Annotated in this window: 17 protein-coding genes; 8 read left to right on the top strand and 9 right to left on the bottom strand. The window is 67.1% G+C overall.

The features are described 5' to 3' along the window. Positions 1–26 precede the first annotated feature (26 nt). Positions 27–1,364 carry an MFS transporter gene (locus Q8Z05_RS06880; protein ID WP_305942729.1) on the bottom strand — a complete coding sequence of 446 codons (1,338 nt, stop codon included), beginning with the start codon at positions 1,362–1,364 and terminating at the stop codon, positions 27–29. Positions 1,365–1,559: 195 nt separating this feature from the next. Between Q8Z05_RS06880 and Q8Z05_RS06875 the strand changes: the two genes are divergently transcribed. From Q8Z05_RS06875 to Q8Z05_RS06860, 4 genes are read left to right on the top strand one after another with little or no spacing between them, the layout of a single operon-like run. Continuing rightward, complete coding sequence (locus Q8Z05_RS06875; RefSeq protein WP_305942728.1) at positions 1,560–2,384, top strand: sugar phosphate isomerase/epimerase family protein; 825 nt, start codon at positions 1,560–1,562, stop codon at positions 2,382–2,384. Between the two features lie 40 nt (positions 2,385–2,424). Continuing rightward, positions 2,425–3,201 carry an SDR family NAD(P)-dependent oxidoreductase gene (locus tag Q8Z05_RS06870; RefSeq protein WP_305942727.1) on the top strand — a complete coding sequence of 259 codons (777 nt, stop codon included), beginning with the start codon at positions 2,425–2,427 and terminating at the stop codon, positions 3,199–3,201. Positions 3,202–3,247: 46 nt separating this feature from the next. Beyond that, positions 3,248–5,029, top strand: a complete 1,782-nt coding sequence (locus Q8Z05_RS06865; RefSeq protein ID WP_305942726.1) for a dihydroxyacetone kinase family protein — start codon at positions 3,248–3,250, stop codon at positions 5,027–5,029. Continuing rightward, positions 5,026–5,517, top strand: a complete 492-nt coding sequence (locus tag Q8Z05_RS06860; RefSeq protein WP_305942725.1) for a ribose-5-phosphate isomerase — start codon at positions 5,026–5,028, stop codon at positions 5,515–5,517. Before Q8Z05_RS06865 ends, Q8Z05_RS06860 begins: the two co-directional genes overlap by 4 nt. Before the next feature lie 29 nt (positions 5,518–5,546). Here Q8Z05_RS06860 and Q8Z05_RS06855 read toward each other — a convergent pair whose 3' ends face one another. From Q8Z05_RS06855 to Q8Z05_RS06835, 5 genes are all read right to left on the bottom strand, one after another. Next, positions 5,547–6,656: a sulfite oxidase gene (locus Q8Z05_RS06855; RefSeq protein WP_305942724.1), complete on the bottom strand. Its 1,110-nt coding sequence runs from the start codon at positions 6,654–6,656 to the stop codon at positions 5,547–5,549. A 45-nt stretch (positions 6,657–6,701) separates the two neighbouring features. Beyond that, entirely contained in the window at positions 6,702–7,562 is an 861-nt protein-coding gene (locus tag Q8Z05_RS06850) for an SDR family oxidoreductase (protein WP_305942723.1), read from the bottom strand. Between the two features lie 2 nt (positions 7,563–7,564). Then, positions 7,565–8,569, bottom strand: a complete 1,005-nt coding sequence (locus Q8Z05_RS06845) for an aldo/keto reductase family protein (protein ID WP_305942722.1) — start codon at positions 8,567–8,569, stop codon at positions 7,565–7,567. A gap of 70 nt (positions 8,570–8,639) precedes the next feature. After that, positions 8,640–9,713 (bottom strand): aldo/keto reductase, encoded by a 1,074-nt coding sequence (locus Q8Z05_RS06840; protein ID WP_305942721.1) that lies wholly within the window; start codon positions 9,711–9,713, stop codon positions 8,640–8,642. 152 nt (positions 9,714–9,865) lie between these two features. Next, on the bottom strand, positions 9,866–10,513 hold the full coding sequence (locus Q8Z05_RS06835) for a hypothetical protein (RefSeq protein WP_305942720.1): 648 nt from the start codon (positions 10,511–10,513) through the stop codon (positions 9,866–9,868). A 225-nt stretch (positions 10,514–10,738) separates the two neighbouring features. On the opposite strand from Q8Z05_RS06835, the gene Q8Z05_RS06830 reads away from it, so the two are divergent. Next, the gene (locus Q8Z05_RS06830; protein ID WP_305942719.1) at positions 10,739–11,125 is read left to right on the top strand and encodes a YchJ family protein; all 387 of its coding nucleotides are present in this window, start codon (positions 10,739–10,741) and stop codon (positions 11,123–11,125) included. A 13-nt stretch (positions 11,126–11,138) separates the two neighbouring features. On the opposite strand, the gene Q8Z05_RS06825 is transcribed toward Q8Z05_RS06830, so the two are convergent. From Q8Z05_RS06825 to Q8Z05_RS06815, 3 genes are all read right to left on the bottom strand, one after another. Further along, positions 11,139–11,972, bottom strand: coding sequence for a hypothetical protein (locus tag Q8Z05_RS06825; protein ID WP_305942718.1), 834 nt, complete (start codon positions 11,970–11,972; stop codon positions 11,139–11,141). 157 nt (positions 11,973–12,129) lie between these two features. Further along, positions 12,130–14,115, bottom strand: coding sequence for an acyl-CoA dehydrogenase family protein (locus tag Q8Z05_RS06820; protein ID WP_305942717.1), 1,986 nt, complete (start codon positions 14,113–14,115; stop codon positions 12,130–12,132). Between the two features lie 64 nt (positions 14,116–14,179). Continuing rightward, complete coding sequence (locus Q8Z05_RS06815; protein ID WP_305942716.1) at positions 14,180–14,482, bottom strand: hypothetical protein; 303 nt, start codon at positions 14,480–14,482, stop codon at positions 14,180–14,182. 305 nt (positions 14,483–14,787) lie between these two features. On the opposite strand from Q8Z05_RS06815, the gene Q8Z05_RS06810 reads away from it, so the two are divergent. The 3 genes from Q8Z05_RS06810 to Q8Z05_RS06800 are packed head-to-tail and all read left to right on the top strand — an operon-like array spanning position 14,788 to position 20,517. Continuing rightward, positions 14,788–16,245, top strand: coding sequence for a DUF3375 family protein (locus tag Q8Z05_RS06810; RefSeq protein ID WP_305942715.1), 1,458 nt, complete (start codon positions 14,788–14,790; stop codon positions 16,243–16,245). Beyond that, entirely contained in the window at positions 16,238–17,056 is an 819-nt protein-coding gene (locus Q8Z05_RS06805; protein WP_305942714.1) for a DUF4194 domain-containing protein, read from the top strand. Before Q8Z05_RS06810 ends, Q8Z05_RS06805 begins: the two co-directional genes overlap by 8 nt. Beyond that, the gene (locus tag Q8Z05_RS06800; protein ID WP_305942713.1) at positions 17,053–20,517 is read left to right on the top strand and encodes an ATP-binding protein; all 3,465 of its coding nucleotides are present in this window, start codon (positions 17,053–17,055) and stop codon (positions 20,515–20,517) included. The genes Q8Z05_RS06805 and Q8Z05_RS06800 overlap by 4 nt, the downstream gene beginning before the upstream one ends. Positions 20,518–20,643 lie beyond the last annotated feature (126 nt).

The following is a 20,643-nucleotide window of genomic DNA, read 5'->3' as shown; positions in this document are numbered from 1 at the left end:
CGTGTGCAGTTCGTGGGTGGCGGTCATCAGGCGTTCACCGACTGGGGGGTGCTTTTGGTGGCCTCATCCGCGAGCTGCCGCTCGCGCTTGCCCCAGGTTTCCCGGGTGACGAGGGCGGCCCAGAGGCCGATGGCGGCGTAGAAGCTGAAGAGGAGGGCGGGGCCCATCCAGCCCAGGGCTACAAAGAGGAGGGTGGTGACGAAGGGCGTGAAGCCGGAGACCATGGCGGAGATCTGGTATGCCAGTGAGGCTCCGGAGGAGCGCGTCTTGGCCTGGAACAGCTCCGGGAACCACGGGCCCTGGGCGCCGGCCAGGGAGTTCTGGCAGACGGCGTAGGAAATGACGATGGTGGCGATGATGAAGATGAACATTCCGGTGTTGACCAGCAGGAACATGGGGATGCCGAACAGGAGTGCGAACGCTGTGGACCAGACGTAAAGGGGCCGGCGGCCGATCCTGTCGGTGAGGCGGGCCCAGGCCATGGTGGCGAAGATGCCGATGAAGGACGCGATGCAGAGTGCTACGAGGGTCTGGGTCTTGTCGGCGAGCTGCTGGGTGTGGAGGTAAGAAATCATGTAGGTGATGGAGACGGCGTAGCCGGCGGTCTCGGCGATGCGCAGGCCGATGCCGCGGACGATGCTGCGCCAGTCGGTCTTGATGACCTCAATGATGGGGGACTTGACGATCGAGCCGCTTTCCTTGACCTCGTCGAAGACCGGGGACTCGGGCACCTTGGAGCGGATGATCAGGCCGACGGCGACCAGCACGATGCTGGCCAGGAACGGAACGCGCCAGGCAAGTTCGCCGCCGAGGTTCACGCTGACCAGGAAGACGAGGTTTGCCAGGAGCAGGCCAACCGGGAAGCCGGCCTGGACAATGCCGGTGTATTTGCCCTTGGACTTCCAGGGTGCGTGCTCGTAGCTCATCAGGATGGCGCCGCCCCATTCGGCGCCGAAGGCCAGGCCCTGGACGACGCGGACAAACACCAGCAGTGCGGGAGCCAGCAGGCCCACCTGCTCGTAGGTGGGAAGGAGGCCGATAAGGAACGTGGCCACGCCCATGAGGATCAGTGAGGCCACGAGGACGGGCTTGCGGCCCACCTTGTCGCCCAGGTGGCCGCCGATGATGCCGCCGATGGGGCGGGCGGCAAAGCCAACGCCCAGCGTGGCGAACGCGGCCAGCGTGCCCGTCACCGGATCGCCGGTGGGGAAGAACGCCGTACCGAAGTACAGGGCCGCGGCAGTGCCGAACCCGATGAAGTCATACGTCTCGATGACGGCGCCGACACCGGAGCCGATCGCGACGCGCTTGGCGTCCTTGGTGCCATGCACGTGTCCGCGCATCTTCAGAGCTTCATTGCTCATTGCTGGATTCCCTTTCGAAGAGTGACTGGCGCTTCCGCTCCGACACTGTCGACTGTTAACAACTGGTACGACAAGTGTGACCTGCGTCATTCACTCTGTCAACAGTCAACTTCAAGGGTTGACTGTTGACAGTTAACGAAAGTAATGTGGTCTCCATCACCACCGCCCCCGGGCACGACTAGAGGATCAACGAAGATGTTCAACTCCCGACTCGGCTGCTCCTCCATCAGCTTCCGCCATCAGGACCTGGGCACCGCCCTGCGGACCATCAGCGGCCTGGGCTTCGAGGAAATAGACCTGGGCGCCCTGCCCGGCGTCTGCGACCACGTTCCCTATGAACTGGATGCGGACGCCGTCAGCGCCGTTACCGCGGACGTTGCCGCCTCCGGGCTGCACGTCCGCTCGGTCAACGGGGATATCGGGGACCTCAATGCAGTTCTCGACGCCGGCCGGCAGGCGGACCGCGAACGGCACCTCGAGGCGCTGCTCACGCTCACGGCAAATATTGGAGCGAAAGCCCTGGTCCTCCCGTGCGGTGCCTTGGGACACGATCCCGTCCGGAGCATTGACGAGGACCTGGACACCATCGCCGCCCAGCTCATCCACGCCGGGCAGCGCGCGGCTGAATTCGGCGTCGAACTCTGGACCGAATCCCTACACTTCCTCAGGTTCTGCTGGAACCTGGAACGCGCCGTACAGCTGGCCCAGCGACTGGCCGGCTCCGGCGTCGGCATCGTCATGGACTTCAGCCACATCGTTGCCGCCGGCGAGGACCCGCTGGAATACCTCGAACGCCATGACGGCCGCATAACCCACGTCCACCTCAGGGACGCTGTCCCGGGCAACATCAACGTCAGCATCGGAAACGGCCAGGCGGACTTTGCCGCCGGACTGCGCTCACTCGCGGCCCGCGGCTACGCCGGCCACTTCTCGCTGGAACTGGAAACCCGGGACGTCACGCACGACGAACGCCCGGCGGCCGCCGCCAAGGCAGCCAGCTTCATCACCGACCTCATCTGACTCCACCAAACACGCACCAAGCAATCCAAGGAGAATCACCATGACCAGCACCATCCAGCGCACCGCCGTCCTCACCGGAGCCACCTCGGACCGCGGCATCGGCATCACCACCGCACGCCGCTACGCCAGCCAGGGCTGGGGAGTGGTGATCCTGGACCTCGACGGTGAGAAGTCCGCCAAGGTTGCTGCCGAAATCGGCAATGAATTCAACGTTCCCGCCTTCGGCCACGAGATCGACGTTGCCAACGAAGCATCCGTCAACGCCGCCTACGCAGCCGTCAAGGCAGAAGTGAGCGCCGGCAACCTTCCCGCCGTGGGCGCCCTGGCCAACATCGCCGGCATCACCTCGCCGGTGCCGTTCCTGGAGACCACCCTGGAACTCTGGCACAAGGTGATGGATGTGAACGCCACCGGCACCTACTTGGTCACCAAGGCGTTCCTGCCGGACATGATCGCCAGCGGCTGGGGCCGGATCGTCAACATGTCCTCGGTCTCCGCGCAGCGCGGCGGCGGCGTGTTCGGCAAGGTCCCCTACTCCGCCGCGAAGGCCGCCATCCTTGGCTTCACCAAGGCCCTGGCCCGCGAAATCGGAGCCACCGGAGTGACCGTCAACGCCATCACCCCGGGCGCCGTGGACACCAACATCCGCGTAGGTAGCACCGAAGAGCAGGAAGCCGCCATCAACGCCGGCATCCCGCTGGGACGCAACGCCACCACGGAAGAGGTTGCCGCCGTCATCACCTTCCTGTCCTCCGAGGAATCGGCCTACCTGACCGGAACCACCATCGACATCAACGGCGGAAGCCACATCCACTAGCAGCCTCCGCCTTCCAAGAGACCGAGCGCAGCCCAGAGAGCCCACCATGACCAGAATTTTCAACGATCCTTCCGACTTCGCCGAGGAGGCCCTTGCCGGGTTCTGCGACGTCCACGCCGACTTGGTTCGGCAGGTGCCCGGCGGGGCGGTGCGCCGCCGGCGCCCCGCCAAGCCCAAAGTGGCAGTCCTCGCTGGCGGCGGGTCCGGCCATTACCCGGCCTTCGCCGGCCTGATCGGCACGGGACTGGCCGACGGCGCCGTGGTGGGCAACATCTTCACCTCGCCCTCCGCGCAGCAGGCCTATACCGTGGCCAAGGCCGCGGACTCGGGTGCCGGCGTCGTGTTCACCTACGGCAACTACGCCGGGGACGTCCTGAACTTCGGGATGGCCAGCGAACGGCTTGCAGCAGAGGGCATCCGGGTGGAAAACGTCCTGGTGACGGACGACGTCGCCAGTGCTCCGCCGTCGGAATCGGAGAAACGCCGCGGCATCGCGGGCGACTTCACCGTCTTCAAGATCATGGGTGCGGCCGCTGAAGCGGGCGCGGACCTGGCCGACGTCGTCCGTCTTGGCCGCAAGGCCAACAGCCTGACCCGCACCATCGGCAGCGCCTTCCACGGCTGCACCTTCCCGGGCGCTGAAACCCCGCTGTTCACCCTCAAGGACCGGCAGATGGGCCTGGGCCTGGGCATCCACGGCGAACCCGGACTGTTCGACACCGAGCTGCCGCCCGCCAAAGAGCTGGGCCAGGAATTCGTCTCCCGGCTGCTCGCCGAGACCCCGCACGGAGCCGGCGACCGCATCGCCGTCATCCTCAACGGCCTCGGCTCCACCAAGCACGAGGAACTCTTTGTCCTCTGGCTCAGCATCGCCCCGCTGCTCCGCGCCGCCGGTTACACGCTGGTGATGCCTGAGGTGGGCGAACTGGTCACCAGCCTGGACATGTCCGGCGTCTCCCTCACCATCACCTGGCTGGACGACGAACTTGAACCGCTGTGGACCGCACCGGCCGACACACCGGCGTACCGGAGGGGCAACGCCGCCCTCGAACCCGGTAGCCGGATGGCGGAGGAAGTGTCCGACGGCGGCGCCGCACCGGAAGCGTTCGAGGCCACTGAAGAGTCGCGCGGTTATGCGGCGAGCTGCCTTACAGCGCTGGCTGCCGCGCGGGACTCCCTGCAAGACGCCGAAGCCCGCCTGGGCGACATGGACGCCGTCGCCGGAGACGGAGACCACGGACGCGGGATGGTCCGCGGCATCGACGCGGCCGTAGCCGCAGCCGGGGACGCCGCTGCCCGCGGCGCCGGAGCTGGCGCCGTCCTGGCTGCCGCCGGGGACGCCTGGGCTGACAAAGCCGGCGGAACCTCGGGCGTGCTGTGGGGTGCCGGGCTGCGGTCCTTCGGCGAAGTTCTCGGCGACCGGCACGTTCCGGGAGCGTCGGACCTGGCATCCGCTGTCACGGCGTTCGCGGCCCGGATCACCGGCCTCGGCAAAGCGGAAACCGGGGACAAGACCATGGTGGACGCCCTGCTGCCCTTCACCGAAACGTTCAGCCGGCGGGTGGCCGACGGCGGCAACGGCGACCAGCCCGTGGCAGCGGCGTGGGCCGAGGCTGCCGCCGCCGCAACAACGGCGGCGGAAGCCACCGCCTCACTGCGCCCGCTCAAGGGCCGCGCCCGGCCGCTCGCCGAAAAGAGCGTGGGCACCGCGGACCCCGGGGCCACCTCCCTGGCCATGATCTTCACCGTCATGGGCCCGCACCTTGCCGCCCCCGTTTCAGCCAAAGCTGTAGCGGCAGGCCGCCGGACCGCAGGAACACCGTCATGACAATGGAAGGACAGCCCGTGGGCATTCGACTCATCCTGGGCGCTGACGAAGCCGGCGTGGACTACAAGGACCGGATCGCGGAGGACCTGCGGAACGATCCGCGGGTCAGCGAAATCATCGACATCGGCGTCAACCGCAGTGACGCCCCTGAGCAGTTCACCACTCCGTACCCGTACGTGGGGATCGCCGCCGGGGAGATGATCAAGGACGGCCGTGCGGACCGGGCCATCCTGTTCTGCGGCACCGGAATCGGCGTGGCCATCGCCGCCAACAAGGTGGACGGGATCCGGGCAGCCACGGCCCACGACTCGTTCTCTGTGGAGCGTTCGGTACTCTCCAACGACTGCCAGGTGCTCACCATGGGCCAGCGCGTGGTGGGCGTGGAGCTTGCCCGCAGGCTGGCCCGGGAATGGCTGGGCTACACGTTCGACCCCGCATCCGCGTCGGCGGGCAAGGTCAAAGTGCTGACCGACTTCGAAGGCTGCTGAGCGGACTTTTGGGGACTGGCCGGCGGCAACTACTCGACGGTCACCTTCACGCGCTGCACCACGTTGTTGGCCATGCCCTGGTAGTTCCAGGCCTGCTCCAGCGGCTGCACTGATCCGGTGGCGTCGGTGGCCCGGCAGGCGAGCTCGTGCTCGCCCCGGTCTGCCACCCACGGCAGCGTCCATTCGCACCAGGCAAACGGGCCGGCCGGATGTCCCAGATGCGCGGGCACCCACTTTCCGTCGATCCCCACCTCCACCCGGACCACGGACCCTTCACCGGACCAGGCGCGGCCCCGGAGCATGACGGGACCGGGGGACAGGACCCTGCTGCGGGTGAAGAAGTCCGGGATGCCCGGCGGGATCATCAGCGAACGGACCCTGATCCGGGATACCGGCGTGCCGGCGTCGTCCGCGTCCTTCTGGTAGCGGTACGCCACTGCCTGCTGGAATCCCTCGAAGGGGTGGGTCACCACGTGAATGGATTCCAGCCATTTGACGCTGGCCATGCCGTACCAGCCGGGTACCACCAGCCGCAGCGGGTAGCCGTGCTGCGGCGGCAGTTCGCGGCCGTTCATCTCGTATGCCAGGACGATGTCGGGGCGCATCGCCTCCTTGATGGGCAGGCTTCGCGCATACTGCTGCCGGACTCCGCCCTGGATCCCGGCATCAGCGCCCGTGAACACCACGTCGACGGCGTCGTCGTCAACGCCCGCCTGGGCCAGCAGGTAGGCCAGCGGAACCCCCGTCCACTCCGCCGTTCCCACGCCTTCGAGCCGCCACGGCTGGCTCAATGGCCGCGGATGCAGCAGGGAACGGCCGTTGCCGGCGCACTCCAAGGTGACCGGAATGCTGATGCTCGGGTCCCGGCGGAGGGCCCTGAGGCTGATCTCAACCGCCCGCTGCACCGCGCCGCCGATCCTCAGGTGCCACGAGTCCGCGTCGATGAACGGGATGTCGAAATGGGTCAGGACGTAGTGGAGCCCGGGCGGTGTGGTGTCCTCCCGCAAGGCTTCCAGCGGCATCGAGTGGTTCCGGACCGCCAGCTGCAGTTCCTCTGCGGTGAGCGGGCCGTGCGTGGGTTCTCCTGCATGCGCCGAGGGCTTCGCGGACTGACGGCGCCGGGAAATCTGCTTCGTCATGGCACTGGTCTACGCCGCCGCTGCCGGGGCGTCAAGCGGCAGCCCCTAGAGGTGATGCGCCTCTTTGAGGAAGTCCGCGAGCCCCTGCGGTTCCCTGCCCGTGAGGACCCGAACGTCCGACGTCGGGCCGGCGAGTTCGCCGTTGGCAATCGCCGTGTAGGTGCTCACCCAGGCGTCCAGCTGCCAGGCCGGTGCGCCGTAGGAGGCCCGGGAGGCATAGGCCTCCTCCACGGTTTCGGGGTGGTAGCTGATGGTCCGGCCCGTGCCCTCGGTGAGGAGTTCGGCAGCCCGCTGCAGCGAAAGGTCCTCAGGGCCGGTCAGGTTGTAGGTTCGTCCCACGTGCATCTCCGGAGCGGCCAGCACTGCCGCGGCGCACCGGCCGATGTCCCCGCGGGTCACAGCCGCCATCACGCCGTCGCCCGCTGGGCCGCGGATCACGCCGTCCTCTCCCACCAGGAGCGGCAGGATGTCGAGGTACAGGTTGTCCCGCAGGAACGTGTAGTTCATTCCGGAGGCCTTGATGCGTTCCTCGGTGGCGTAGTGGTCCCGGCCCAGTGTGAAGGTGCAGTTCGCGGAGGCGCCGAAAAAGGACGTGTACACGATGTGCTCAACCCCGGCCTCCGCTGCCGCATCCACGAAGGCGTAATGCGTCCGGAGCCTGTCCTCGGCTTCCGCGGCGGACACCATCAGCAGCGTTTTCACCCCGGCCAGAGAGGCCCCGGCCAGCTCGGGGTCCGCATACGTGGACACCACCGGAACGGCACCCGGAAGATCTGGTGCCCGCGCGGCGTCGCGCACCAGCAGCCGTTGCGGCTGCCCGGCGTCGGCAAGGATCCTGGCGACCAGTCCGCCCAGGTGTCCGGTGGATCCCGTGACAGCCAGATCGGGCAGGGAACCGGGCGCCACGGCTAGGCTTCCCGGGATGCCGGTGACTTGGTCTGGCCCGGGTCGCGCTCGGCCAGGGACCCGATGGCGTCGTCGATCTTGTCCATGATCCCCTGGTCCAGCTTCACGCCGGCGGCGGCAACGTTGCCGGCAATCTGTTCGGGGCGGGAGGCGCCCATGATGGCGGAGGCAACGTTCTTGTTCTGCAGCACCCACGCGATGCTCAGCTGGGCCATGGTGAGCCCGGCTTCCGCCGCGATCGGCTTGAGCTGCTGGACGCCGCTGAGCACTTCGTCGGACATCCACCGTTCGATCATCCGGGCGCCGCCCTTGGTATCCGTGGCCCGGCTGCCCTCCGGGGCGGGCTTGCCCGGCTTGTACTTGCCGCTCAGCACACCCTGGGCCATGGGCGACCAGACGATCTGGGACAGGCCGAGCTCTTCGGAGGCCGGGATTACTTCTGCTTCGATGACCCGCCACAGCATGGAGTACTGCGGCTGGTTGGAGATCAGCTGGAATCCCAGGTCCTTGGCCAGGGCATGGCCGTCCCGGATCTGGTCGGCAGTCCACTCGCTCACGCCGACGTACAGCGCCTTGCCCTGCCGGACGATGTCCGCGAAGGCCTGCATGGTCTCTTCCAGCGGCGTCTCATAGTCGTAGCGGTGCGCCTGGTAAAGGTCCACGTAGTCGGTCTGGAGACGCGTGAGCGAACCGTTGATGGACTCCATGATGTGCTTCCGGGACAACCCCACATCATTGTGGCCCTTGGGCCCGGTGGGGCCGAACACCTTGGTGAAGATCTCCAGGGACTCGCGGCGCTCATCCTTCAATGCCTCGCCCAGGACCTTCTCCGCCGCCGTGTTGGCATAGACGTCGGCGGTGTCGAAGGTGCTGATTCCAGCGTCCAGCGCCGCCCGCACGCACTGGGTGGCCACATCGTTCTCCACCTGGGAGCCGTGCGTGAGCCAGTTGCCGAAGGTGATTTCGGAGATCTTGAAGCCGCTGTTGCCAAGGTATCTGAATTCCATGGTTTTCACCGTAGCCCACTTGGTTGCTCAGGGTAAGGGCTTTCCTCGGGCTGCCTCCCTTATCTCCGTCTTATCGCCGTCGCAGTTCCGCATACTCGAGGGAGGGGACCACGGCGCCGGCGTCCCGCTCCACAAAGTTGGTGCCGGGCGGCACCAGTTCGTCTATCGCGTCCAGCACGGCTTCGTCCAGCACCGTGTCCGCGGCTTTCAGGTAGGCCCGCAGATGATCCTCACTCCGGGGGCCCACAATCACGCTGCTGACGGCCGGATGGTTCAGTGCGAAACCGACCGCCAGGTCCACCAGCGGCAGTTCCAGCTTGTCCGCCAGCCGGGCCAGGGAATCAGCGGCGAGCAGCTTCCGTTCGCTCGCCGGGCCGGAGATGTCGTACCTGCCCGGGAGGGAGTGGACCCGCGTGGGCGGCTTCCCGGCGTCCAGGACAAAACTCCCGGACAGCCAGCCGCCGGCCAGCGGTCCGTAGGCGAGCACGCCCAGGCCGTACTGCTGGGCGATCGGAAGGACATCGCGTTCGGTGCCGCGGACCAGCATCGAATACGGGACCTGGTTGGCCACGGGCGGAATGAGGTGGTTGGTGGTGGCCAGCCACTGGGCCTCCACCAGCTGCGCCGGCGTAAACACGGACGTTCCGTAGTAGAGGATTTTTCCCTGGCGGATGAGGTCGTTCAGTGCCGTGATGGTTTCCAGGACGTCGGTGTTGTAGTCCGGACGGTGTGCCTGGTAGAGATCGATCCGGTCCGTCTGCAGGCGGCGGAGGCTACCCTCCACTGCCTGCATGATCCAGCGCCGTGAGTTGCCGGAGTGCGCCGGGTTGGCACTCATCTGGCCGTGGAATTTAGTAGCGATGAAGACGTCGTCGCGGCGGCCCCTGAGTGCTCGGCCCACCACCTGCTCGCTCTGCCCCTGGGAGTAGACGTCGGCCGTGTCCACTGCGCTGATGCCGGCATCCAGCGCCGCGTGGATGATGCGGATGCTTTCATCGGCGCCGGTGGGCGCGTAGCCCTGGGCCGCGCCGCCCGGACCGCCCGGGGCTGCCGCGGCGCCCTCGCCGAAGTTCATGGTGCCCAGCGTGAGCGGACTGATCAGTGTCCCGCTGCGCCCGAACACCCGTAGCTGGTTGAGGCTCATTCCCGGTTTCCTCACGCTTGACTCCCACGGCTGATTGCTGTGGATCGTCATGAGGCTACCCAAAAGTGGTCGTTTGCAGACCGCCGGGTGAAGCACTTCTTAGCGCTGCGTAGTCCGAAGTAACGCAGCGGGCGTCAATGACGAATTGTGAATCAGCCCGCGCGGCGGTGCTCCGCCGGGAGCGTGCCTTTCACGGTGCCGGGATGTCCGGCCAGGGAAACCAGGGAGCCGGTGTCCAGCATGGCCATCCGCCCGGGTCCCGGGGGCTTTTCGAAGGAACGCGGAGTGGCCTTGACCGTGTCGTGCTGGTCCGTGGCGGACTCCACCAGGGGCGCTATTGCCTTGACCTCTTCCACCGGGGCGTCCGGGCTGGGGAGATCGCGGACGGTGACCTTCACTTCGGGCGCCGCTGCGGCCTTGGCGCGGGCGGCGGCACGGGCATCGGCTCGGGCAACCGCCGCAGCCCAGTCCCCGGAGAGTGCTGGGGCTTCGCGTCGGACGGCCCCTGCGCGCGCCTGATGGACGTGCGGTTTGGGTGGGCGTGGAGCGCGGGCCGGGGTTTTCTCGGACTGCACCGCGGGACGGAAGGACTCAGGGGGACGGGAGGACCCGGCGGGGCGGGAAGGCCTCGCAGGGCGGTGCCCGACGAGCGCCATCACGGTGACGCCGACCAGCCGGCCCAGCCCTGCAATCAGCAGCGTGGCCACGAAAACCAGGAACAGTCCGATGAACATGACGAAGGCCACACCGAGCGTGCCAAAAAAGGTCAGGTTCAGGGCAATGGTGGTGGGATCTCCCATTTACCTCTCCTCACGCCTGCAGCGCCTGTGCACGGGAAGTCATACCCGGCGATCGGCACCCCTTAACAATACGGACTTTTGCCGGGCAACACGCCCGCAGCGGGCGCCGTGCCGGGGTTGTGTCGAAGCTGTTACCGGATATGACACACCCGTTTCGGGGCGGTCTGGCCCTATAGTCGGAAGCGCCCCTCTCGGGGCCTGCCAGCCATCCCGAAAGGACCATCTGTGCCCCACAACGGAAACTGCCCGTGCCTGTCCGGTGAGCAGTATGCGGACTGCTGCGGCCGGTTCCATCGCGGCGACGCGGATGCCCCTACGGCGGAGCAGCTCATGCGTTCCCGGTACAGCGCCTTTGTGGTGCAGGATGCCGCATACCTGCTCCGCACGTGGCATCCGGACACACGGCCTGGGGAACTCGAATTCGATCCGGCCATGCAGTGGCGCCGTCTGGACGTCGTTTCGACTGGCCGCGGAGGGCCCCTGGATTCGGAGGGGACAGTGGAGTTCAAGGCCTATTTCCGGCATGACGGAGAGCGGGGGGTCCACCACGAAACCAGCAGGTTCGTGCGCGTGGACCGCCGCTGGTACTACCTCGACGCCATCATGCCCTAGGTCCGGTCATGCATTACCGGTCAGTGTCAGCCTCCACCGGCGTGAAGCCGGCCCGGTCCACTTTGCGGTGGAAACGCATTCCGGCCAGGCCGCCAAGCACGGCGCCGATCATGGCCACGACGGCCACGACGACGGCGGCGATGATGCCGGTGGTGGTCAGCTGTCCTTCATTCACCGGGATGCGCGGGAAGCTGTTCAGGCTGGCCAGGATGTTGAAGCGCTCGCCGGCGATCATCGCCAGCACTGCAACCACCACTGCGAAGATCACGGCCCAGACCCATACCATGAAGCCCTGCTTGGCGCCGTTGAACCGCGCCATGCGGCCGGCAACGTAGCCGCCGCAGTAGTAGGCCACAAAGAGGATGGCCAGCAGCACGATGATCCCCACCAGGCCCACGCTCTGGTCGGAGGAGGCCTGGTTCACTGCCTCGTTCACGTCCGTGCTGGTGGCGAGCCCCACGGCAGTTCCGGCCGCTGCGACCAAAGCCGTCAGCAGGACGGCCATTCCCGTCGCGGCCAGCCAGCCAAAGAAGGCGGAGCCGATCTTGATCCCGCCGAATTGTTCTTTTTCGCGGGCAACCACGGTCTCGCGGGTGGCGGCACTCGGGTCGGCGGCCAGTGCGTGCCCTCCCGTGGGCGGCACCGGGTAGGCGCGGGTGTCGTCGTCGTAATCCGTGCCGGCGTCGTAATTGCGGCTGGCCTGCGGGGCGTCAGCGAAGCTGCGCCGGCCCTCCAGCCTGTTTTCAACGCCGCCGCCGTCCACGCGGGTGGCGTCGACGCTGTCTGTGCCCTCAGCGCGTGCGGCGCGTCGCGACTGTCTGTCTTCGGGCCCTACTGTGCTGCTCATCAGGCGTTCTCGCTTTCATCGATTGAACCGCGCCCATTGCTTGGGCCGGCCACCGCTATGCGGAGACGTGCATGGTGGTCCTACGTCCACCTAACCACGCCATGGCAGTGGTAGCAAGGGTGCTTAGCATCGCCGGCGGGTCGAAAAACGGCGTGAATCAGCGGTATTTGCGGTGCAGGTTCTCCTTCACGGACGCCCGGGGGGACGCATCGGCGATCCATGGTCCGGTGCCTTCGGACTGGTCCAGGACGCCGGCTTCGAGCCAGGTGTAGTCGCCGGCGAGCACCTTCTCCGTGAGCTCGCGGTCGGCGTCGTCGGTGTTCCGCCACAGCTGGTCGAAGTATTCGTCAACCCGAACGCGCGCCTGCTCGCAATAGGCTTCGGCTAGCTCATAGGCGGTGGCTGCCTGCTCGGGTGAGGTGTGAAGCATGCCTTCGGCCCGCGAGCAGCATGCCGCCATGGCGAACAGCTCGGCGCCGATGTCCACAACCCGGCCCAGGAACGCCTGTTTGTGTTCCAGCCTGGCCTGCCAGCGGCCCATCCCGTAGAACGTCTGCCGGGCAAGCCGGCGCGAGGACCGCTCGACGAACCGCAGCTGCTTGGCCAGCCTGCCGAATTCCGTGTAGGACCGAGGGTCCATTCCGGCGCCCGCCACCAGCTTGGGCAGCCACTTCGCGTAGAAGCCTGAAGCGCCGACGGCGGCCCTCGCCTTGTCGGAAAGGCTGGCCTCCGCGGAGGCAAGGTCCCCGGCGGCGGCCAGGTGCGCATCCACGGCCTCACGGGCAATCAGGAGCTTCATGATTTCCGAGGAACCCTCGAAGATCCGGTTGATCCGGAGGTCCCGGAGCTGTTGTTCGGCCGGCACCGCCCGTTCGCCGCGGGCCTCCAGGGAATCCGCCGTCTCGAAGCCCCGGCCGCCGCGGATCTGCACCAGTTCGTCCGCAATCCTGCAGCTGATCTCCGTGGACCAGAGCTTGGCAAGGGCGGCCTCGATCCGGACGTCCTTCTGGCCGGCGTCGGCCATTTCGGCGGACAGTTCGAACACCGCGTCCAGGGCAAAGGCGCTCGCGGCGATGAACGCTATTTTCTTGCCCACGGCTTCGTGCCTTCCCACCGGCCGGCCCCACTGGGTGCGGGCGTTGGACCATTCGCGGGCGATCTTCAGGCTCCACCGGCCGGACGCCACGCAGAGGGCCGGAATGGAAAGCCGTCCGGTGTTGAGGGTGGTGAGGGCAATCTTCAGGCCCTGGCCTTCCCGGCCAAGGCGGTTTGCCGCGGGGACGCGCACCTGGTGGAACCGTGTCACGCCGTTCTCGATGCCGCGCAGCCCCATGAAGGCGTTGCGGTTTTCCACCGTGATGCCGGGGGAGTCCATTTCCACCACGAAGGCGCTGATGCCGCCCTTGTGGACGGTGCCATCGGAGTCCGTGTGTTGCGGCACCAGCGCCATGACCACCACCAGTTCGGCGATCACGCCGTTGGTGGTCCACAGTTTCACGCCGTCCAGAATGTAGGCGTCGCCGTCGTCCGTGGGAACCGCGGTGCTGCCCATCCGGGCGGGGTCGCTTCCGACGTCCGGTTCCGTCAGCAGGAACGCCGTGATGGCGCCAGCGGCGCAGCGGGGAAGGTACTCCTGTTTCTGTTCCGCGGTGCCGAACACCTTCACGGGCTCCGGCACGCCGATGGACTGGTGGGCGGACAGCAGGGCGCCGAGGCTCGGGTGCACCGAACCCAGGAGTGCCAGCGCCCGGCCGTAGTACACGAGGGACAGGCCCAGGCCGCCGTACTCCCGCGGGATCTTCATGCCGAAGACGCCCAGCTCGGCCAGGCCGGCGAGGTACTGGTCCGGTATCCGGGAGTCCCGCTCGATCAGGCGGCCGGACATTGTCCTGCAGTAGGCGGTGAGGCGACCCATGAACTCTTCGCCGCGTTCCACATCCTCCATCCGGGCCTCGGGCCAGGGGTGGATGAGCGAGAGGTCGAAGCTGCCCAGGTACAAACCCTTGGCGAAGCTGGGCCGGTCCCAGGAAGTTTCCCGGGCGGCCTCGGTGATGGCCCGGGCATCGGCTTCTGTGGCCTCGGGGCCGATTTTTTCGGGGGCGACGGGAACGTCGGCGGCTGGACTGTCAGTGGCAGAGCTCACGGGGCATCTCCTCTAACCGGGGTGGCCGGTTCGAGCCCTGGGTCCGCCTCGGGTGGAGAACCCTTCAGCTGTCCCTCAATGCTACCCGCGGGTAGGTTCCCGTGCTAGGGGCAGGCTGGCCCTGAAAGTCGCCGGGGAGCTCCACAGTGGAGGCGTGGTGCACCAGCCGGTCCCACAGGTGGTTGATGCCGTGGACCAGTCCCAGCAGGGTGCCGGCGACGATGAACCAGGCGAAGCGGCCCACCCCCACGAGCACCATGGCCAGGAAAGCGGCCGTCATCATGAAACCCACAATCAGCATCGCAAACACCAGTGTTCCGATAAACACCAGAGTGCCTGTTTCAACTGCGCTGAGATCGAACTGCATGGTTTCCCCCTGCGTCATTGCCTGGATGGATCAAGTAGCACGAGCGTAGGGTGCGGGCGGCACTGCCAACCAGACCCGGCGTGCCGTGGCGCGGGGGTTGATACGGGATCGAAATGCTACCGGGGCGTAGGTCACGGTGCGGTCACTGAAACCCCACCAGTCACATGCGTAACAGGGCTTGCGAGCGGATGCAGCCGCCAACGGGGACCCGGACGGCCCGCGCGGGCCACTGCGTTAACCTTGTAGTTGGCAGTTTTCGGGTTTTCCGCTGCCCGACGAGTCTTGCGGCAGCTGAAGGAGAGTGTGTGTCCCGATCCGCCCCGTCCTCCTCGGACGCGATCAGTGCCCGGCTCCGGGACCTCGAACTCCTGACCAAAGGGCCGGCCTGGGCGCTGACCAGGTCCGCGCCCTGGGTTATCGCAGTCCTGCAGGCTTCCTTCACTCGCACCCGTCCGCAGCTTCCGCTGGAAGAGTTCCATGCCGACGTCGACGCCTTCCTTGAGCAGCTCCGCCGCCAGGACCCCGGGCTGGGCGGGATGGCCAACGGGAAGTCCTTCGGCGATGAATGGACCCGCAAGAATTTCCTGACCCGCCGCAACCAGTCGGGGCAGATCGTGTACGAAGTCACGGAGCCCGCTGCCCGCGTCCTCGCCTTCCTGGACAGCCTCTCCAGCGAACGCTCCACCCTGAACGGTTCCCGGCTGGGGACACTGCTGGGCGACGTCGAAAAGCTCGCCAATGAGACGAACCCGGACCAGACCGCCCGGCTGGAGTCCCTCGAGGACGAGATCGAGGAGCGGCAGCAGCTCATCGAAGACATCAGCTCCGGCGACTTCGACGGCTTGCTGGACGACGACGAGGCCGTGGAGGCCGCCGGAAACATCCTGGACCTCGCGGCCAGCCTGCCGGCGGACTACAAGAAGATGCGTGACCGGATCGAGGAACTGGTGGGCGAGCTTCGCAACCAGATCATCGAGGAGTCCCTCAGCAAGGGGGCCACGATGGCGCAGGTGCTGGAGGCGGACAAGCGGCTCCGGCAGAGCCCCGAGGGCAGGACGTTCCGTTCCTTCACCGCGTTCCTGGAGGATCCCCAGCAGCAGCTGCGTTTCCGCTCGGCGATCGGCGAGGTGCTCAGCCGCCAGTTCGCGGACGACCTCAGCCATGAGGACCGGGAGACGCTGAAGAACCTGGTGGCCGAACTGCGGACCCAGCACAGCCAGATCCAGCGGATCTACGGCAAGCTCAGCGAAAGCCTCAACACGTACGTGCAGAGCGACGATTTCCGCCAGTCCGTGCGGCTGCGCAAGGTGCTGCGCGAAGCCGAACAGGCCATCCGCTCACTGCCTTACGAACGGGAACGCCCGGGACTGGTGCCCGGACCGGCGCTCTTCAATGCGGGCTTCGAATCGTTGTCCATGGTCAAGCTCTTCGACCCGGACGAGTTCGCAACGCCACCTAGGCTTGCCGATCCCATCGCTTTCAACGATTCGGATCGCGTGCGCTCGCCGCGCACCGGAAAGGCCAAACCGGCAGCCATCCGCGCCGCGCTCGCCGGGGCCGCGACGCTCCCGGAGGCCTGGGGCCAGCTTCCGCCGGAGGAACGCCACATCAACTCCATCCGCGCACTGCTGTCCCACGCACTGCAGGACGGCGCCGGATTCGACCGCGCCGGCTGGGACGCCATCGACTTCGAACAGATAGACGGCACCACCCGCAAGGCTTTCCTGCCGGTGGTCACCCTCACAAAGGATTCGCATGACTGAAGAGATTACGACGACGGCGGATGCCGCCGTCGTCGGTGACGCTCCGGAAGCGCACCCCGCTCCCGAACACATCCACGCCGAGCCGTTTACGGTGACCCCGCGCGACACCTTCGTGGACGGTGCCGCGCTCTTCCCGGGCGATACCGGCGTGCTCCCCATGAAGGTCCGACAGGCCCTCGTCAAGCTGTTGAAGGGCCCGTACATCGACGGCGGCCGGGACGAAAAGCTCTGGACCACACTGCTGGACAACCAGCTGATCCTCCGCAGCCGCCTTTCCGAGCTGTTCCTGACCCTCCAGCTGGACCACGAACGCAAGGTGGCAGTTCTCCGCCCGGTGGACCCGGACGCCATCGGCGGAAGCACCCGTTCCAGCATCCTGCGCCAGCAGCGTGCGCTCAGCCGGGTGGAGACCATCGTGCTGTTGCGCCTGCGGCTCCTCCTGGACCGCCATGTCACGGCCCAGACGGATCCGACGATTACGCGCGAGGAAATCGCCGAACTCGTGGCCCATTACCAGCCGTCCGGCCAGCAGGACGCGCTGCGCGATTCCGACGTCGTCAACCGCGCCATCACCAAGCTCCTGGCCCGCCAGCTCCTCATCACCACCGGCCTCGACGACGTCTTCGCCATCTCCAACGCCCTCCCGCTGGCCCTCCCCTTCGAGAACATCGGCGACATCCCCGCCCACATCGAAGCCCTGGTAGCAGCCACGGCAGACCCCGCGGGCACGGAAGCGCTGATAGAGCTCGACGGCGAGAATCCCGTTCGCTCGGATGACGACACTGAAGACGAGGAAGGAACCACCAAGTGAGCATCGCAACCATGCTGCCGATGGGCGAGCTCACCAACCCCGGACAGATGCGGCTCGCGCTGGTCCAGGTGGTCAACTGGGGCACGTTCCATGGCGCCCACACGATGCACGTGGACCGCAACGGCACCCTGCTGACGGGCAACTCCGGCGTCGGCAAGTCCACGCTGTTCGACGCGATGCTGCGGGTCTTCGATGCGAGGCCGCGGTCCAACGAGGCCGCCGCCCAGCGCTCCGGTGCCGTGGAGGACAAACGGACCACGTTCACCTACATGCGCGGCAAGGTGGGGGACAAGGCCGTGGGCGAGGGCTCGGCCAGTGCCTTCCAGCGGCCCGGCGCCACGTGGTCCGCCGTCGCCCTGACGTTCGATAACGCGGCCGGTACGAAGGTGACGGTGTCGGCGCTGTTCGACCTGCCAAAGAACGGCACGGAATCCAGCGTCGGGCGGTACTACCTGATTGACAACCAGCCGCTGGACCTTGCCGCGATCGAGGGAATTGCGGAGAAGCGCTTCACCAAGGCTGCACTGGATGCGATCTTCCCGGACGCCCAGGTCTTCGATGTGCACAAGGCGTTCGCCGAGCGGTTCCGGCGCCTGCTGGGCATCAATTCGGACCAGGCCCTGCCGCTGCTCCGCGTGATCCAGGCCGGCAAGGGCCTCGGCGGCAGCGTCAACACCTTCTTCCGGGACCAGGTGCTGGACGCGCCCGCCACATTGGCCGCGGCGGACGACGTCGTCGAGGAATTCAGCAACCTGATGTCCATCCGCCAGCGGCTGGAGGACGTGCGCCAGCAGCGCGACCAGCTCGCCCCGGTTCCCGGCCTGAACAAGGAATATGCGCAGTCCCTGCTGGATGCGAACCGGCTCCGTGAGCTTGCCGGCGAAGAGTTCGATGCGTACAAGCAGCAGCTCGCCGTAACTGTCCACGAGACGACCCTGGCCCGCTTTAAGGGGCTCGCCCACTCGAAAGCCAAGGAGCTCGGCGCCGAGCGCGCGGTCCGGGACAGCCTGGCCAAGGACCTGCGGCAGCTTGAAGCGGACTACAACAACCAGGGCGGCAACGCGATCTCCGCGATCGAGCAGTCGCTGGAAAACGCCCGGGTGGGGCTGAAGCTCCGCCAGCAGGTCGAGGACTCGGCGCGGAAGGCCCTGGCCGATGCCGGACTCGATCTCGAGTGGACGTCCGAGGGCTGGGAGCAGGCCCACACCCAGGCGGCCGCACGCTCCGCCGAACTGCAGGACGACTCCGAAGCGCTCAAGGAGCTGCGCTTCGAGGCGTTCGACGGCCATGCCACCAGGAAACGCGAACTTGCGGCGGCTCAGCAGGAACTCGTCTCGCTGAAGACGCGCAAGTCCCTGCTGCCGCCGTCGAGCATTGAAAACCGGACCGCGATCGCCTCTGCAACGGGTGTGCCGGAGGAGCTGATGCCGTTCGGCGGCGAGCTGATCGACCTGGCCGAAGGGGAGGAGCAGTGGCGGCCGGCCGCCGAACGCGCGCTGCGGAACCTCGCCACCACGCTCCTGGTTCCCGGCGAGTACTTCGCGGCCGTCACCCGCTACCTGAACGACCACTCCATCCGCGGCGCGCTCCGCGCCGTCGACGTGTCCAAGCCGCTCGCCGGCGGCGCCCTGGCCGTGGAGGACGTGGCCGACGGCGACCTGCTCACCAAGCTGGACATCCTCACCACCGGGACGGCGGGCGACGCCGGGCAGTGGATCCGTGAGCGGATCGCGGTTGATTTCGCGTACCCCTGCGTCGAGGACCCGAACGAACTCGCTGCGCTGGACAAGGGCCTGAGCCTGGGCGGTGTGGTCAAGCGAAACCGCCACACCGTGGAGAAGGACGACCGCTTCACCAGCAGGCAGGATTACGTCCTCGGCTTCGACAACGCCTCGAAGCTTGAGCTTGTGGCCGCGCAGGTGGAGGACCTGCAGCAGGAACTGGCCAAAGCCGCTGAACTGGCGCAAAGCCGCGAAGAGTCGCACCAGGGAATGACCCGCCAGCTGGAGGCCCTGCGCCGGATCGCCGAGGACCACCGGCCCTGGGAGCAGGTGTCCGCCGCGGTGGCGCAGGACGAGCTCGCGAAGATCGAGCAGCGCCTCCGGGATGCCCTCGCCGCGCAGGCCGACCTGGAACCGCTGCGGGCAAACATAGAAGCGGTCCGGCAGAAGCACCAGTCCAGCACCGAAGCCGCAGCAGTCCTGCAGAGTGAATACAAGGCGCTGGACCAGCAGCTCACCGCCGCGGATTCGCTGCTGGACGCCGCGCGGACGCGCCTGGACCAGGCACCGCCGTCGGACGCCACCGTTACAGCGCTGGAACCCTACTTTGCCGGCGCTGGTGACATCACGGAAATGCACGAGCTGGACAACGTGGCGAACCAGGTGCGGACCCGGCTCCTCGCCGAGCTGCACGCGGCCGAGTCCCGCGGCCAGGCCACGTCCGAGCGGCTCACCCGGATGTTCGAGGGGTTCGTGCGGGAATGGGGCACTGCGATCTCCGCGGACCACGGCACGTCCATCGGCGCCGCGGGGGAGTTCGAGGCCCGGTACCACGCCATTGTCAGCGACGGCCTGCCCGCGCAGGAGGCCGAGTTCCGGCAGTTCTTTAACCAGCGCACGCACGAATCGTTCAGCACGCTGTTGCACCTGCTGGACGAGGAGCGCCGGTCCATCACCAGCCGGATCCTGCCGCTGAACGGGATCCTGTCCGAGGTCAACTTCCACGAGGGCAGCTTCCTGGAACTGGACATCAAGCAGACGCTGCCGCCCAGCGCGAAGCAGTTCAAGGACGCCATCCAGAACGCACTGAGGACCCGGCACACCCGGCCCTCGCGGTCCGCAGGTGCGGCGGCTACGGGTTCCGGCGCCTCCACCCCGGAAACGGACGACGACGCCGAGCTCACCAACCGTTACAAGTCGCTGGAAACGCTCGTGAAGCGTTTGGGCTCGCAGACGCCGGAGGACCGGCGCTGGCGGGCAGAGGTGCTGGACGTGCGCGGGCACCTTTTCATCCAATGCAAGGAGCACCGGGAGGTACAGGGCCCGCGCGGGAGCAAGCGGACCGACGTGTTCATGCACGCGGACACGGGCTCCATGTCCGGCGGCGAGCGGCAGCGGTTCACGGCGTTCATCATGGCTGCTGCCCTGAGCTACCAGCTGGGCATTGCCGAGCAGGGCTTCACCACCTACGGCACCGTGATGATGGACGAGGCGTTTGTCCTCGCGTCGGAGGAGTTCGCCGGGGCGGGCATCAAGGCGCTGCACGAATTCGGCTTCCAGTTGCTGCTGGCGGCGCCGGAGAACGTGATCGACCTGTCCAGGCACCTCGGCTCCGTGACGGAAATCCTGCGGGACAAGCGCACCAACCGCTCCGGCGTGCTCACGGCACCAGTAATCGGGGGAGGGGCCGACGGGCAGTGGAGGTCCGAGGCGAACCCGGTGGACATCGTCCTGCGCTGACCCCACCCGCCCATCCGGATCCTCTCTCACTTCCTGCCGGGTTTGGGCGGACGCTCTCTCACTTCCTGTCGGGTTTGGGCGGACGCTCTTTCACTTTTCGCCGGGTCAGACGTCGCCGCGGTGATT

This window comes from Arthrobacter oryzae (genome assembly GCF_030718995.1).
GTDB lineage: Bacteria > Actinomycetota > Actinomycetes > Actinomycetales > Micrococcaceae > Arthrobacter > Arthrobacter oryzae_C.
This window is presented reverse-complemented; position numbering and strand designations above follow the sequence as displayed.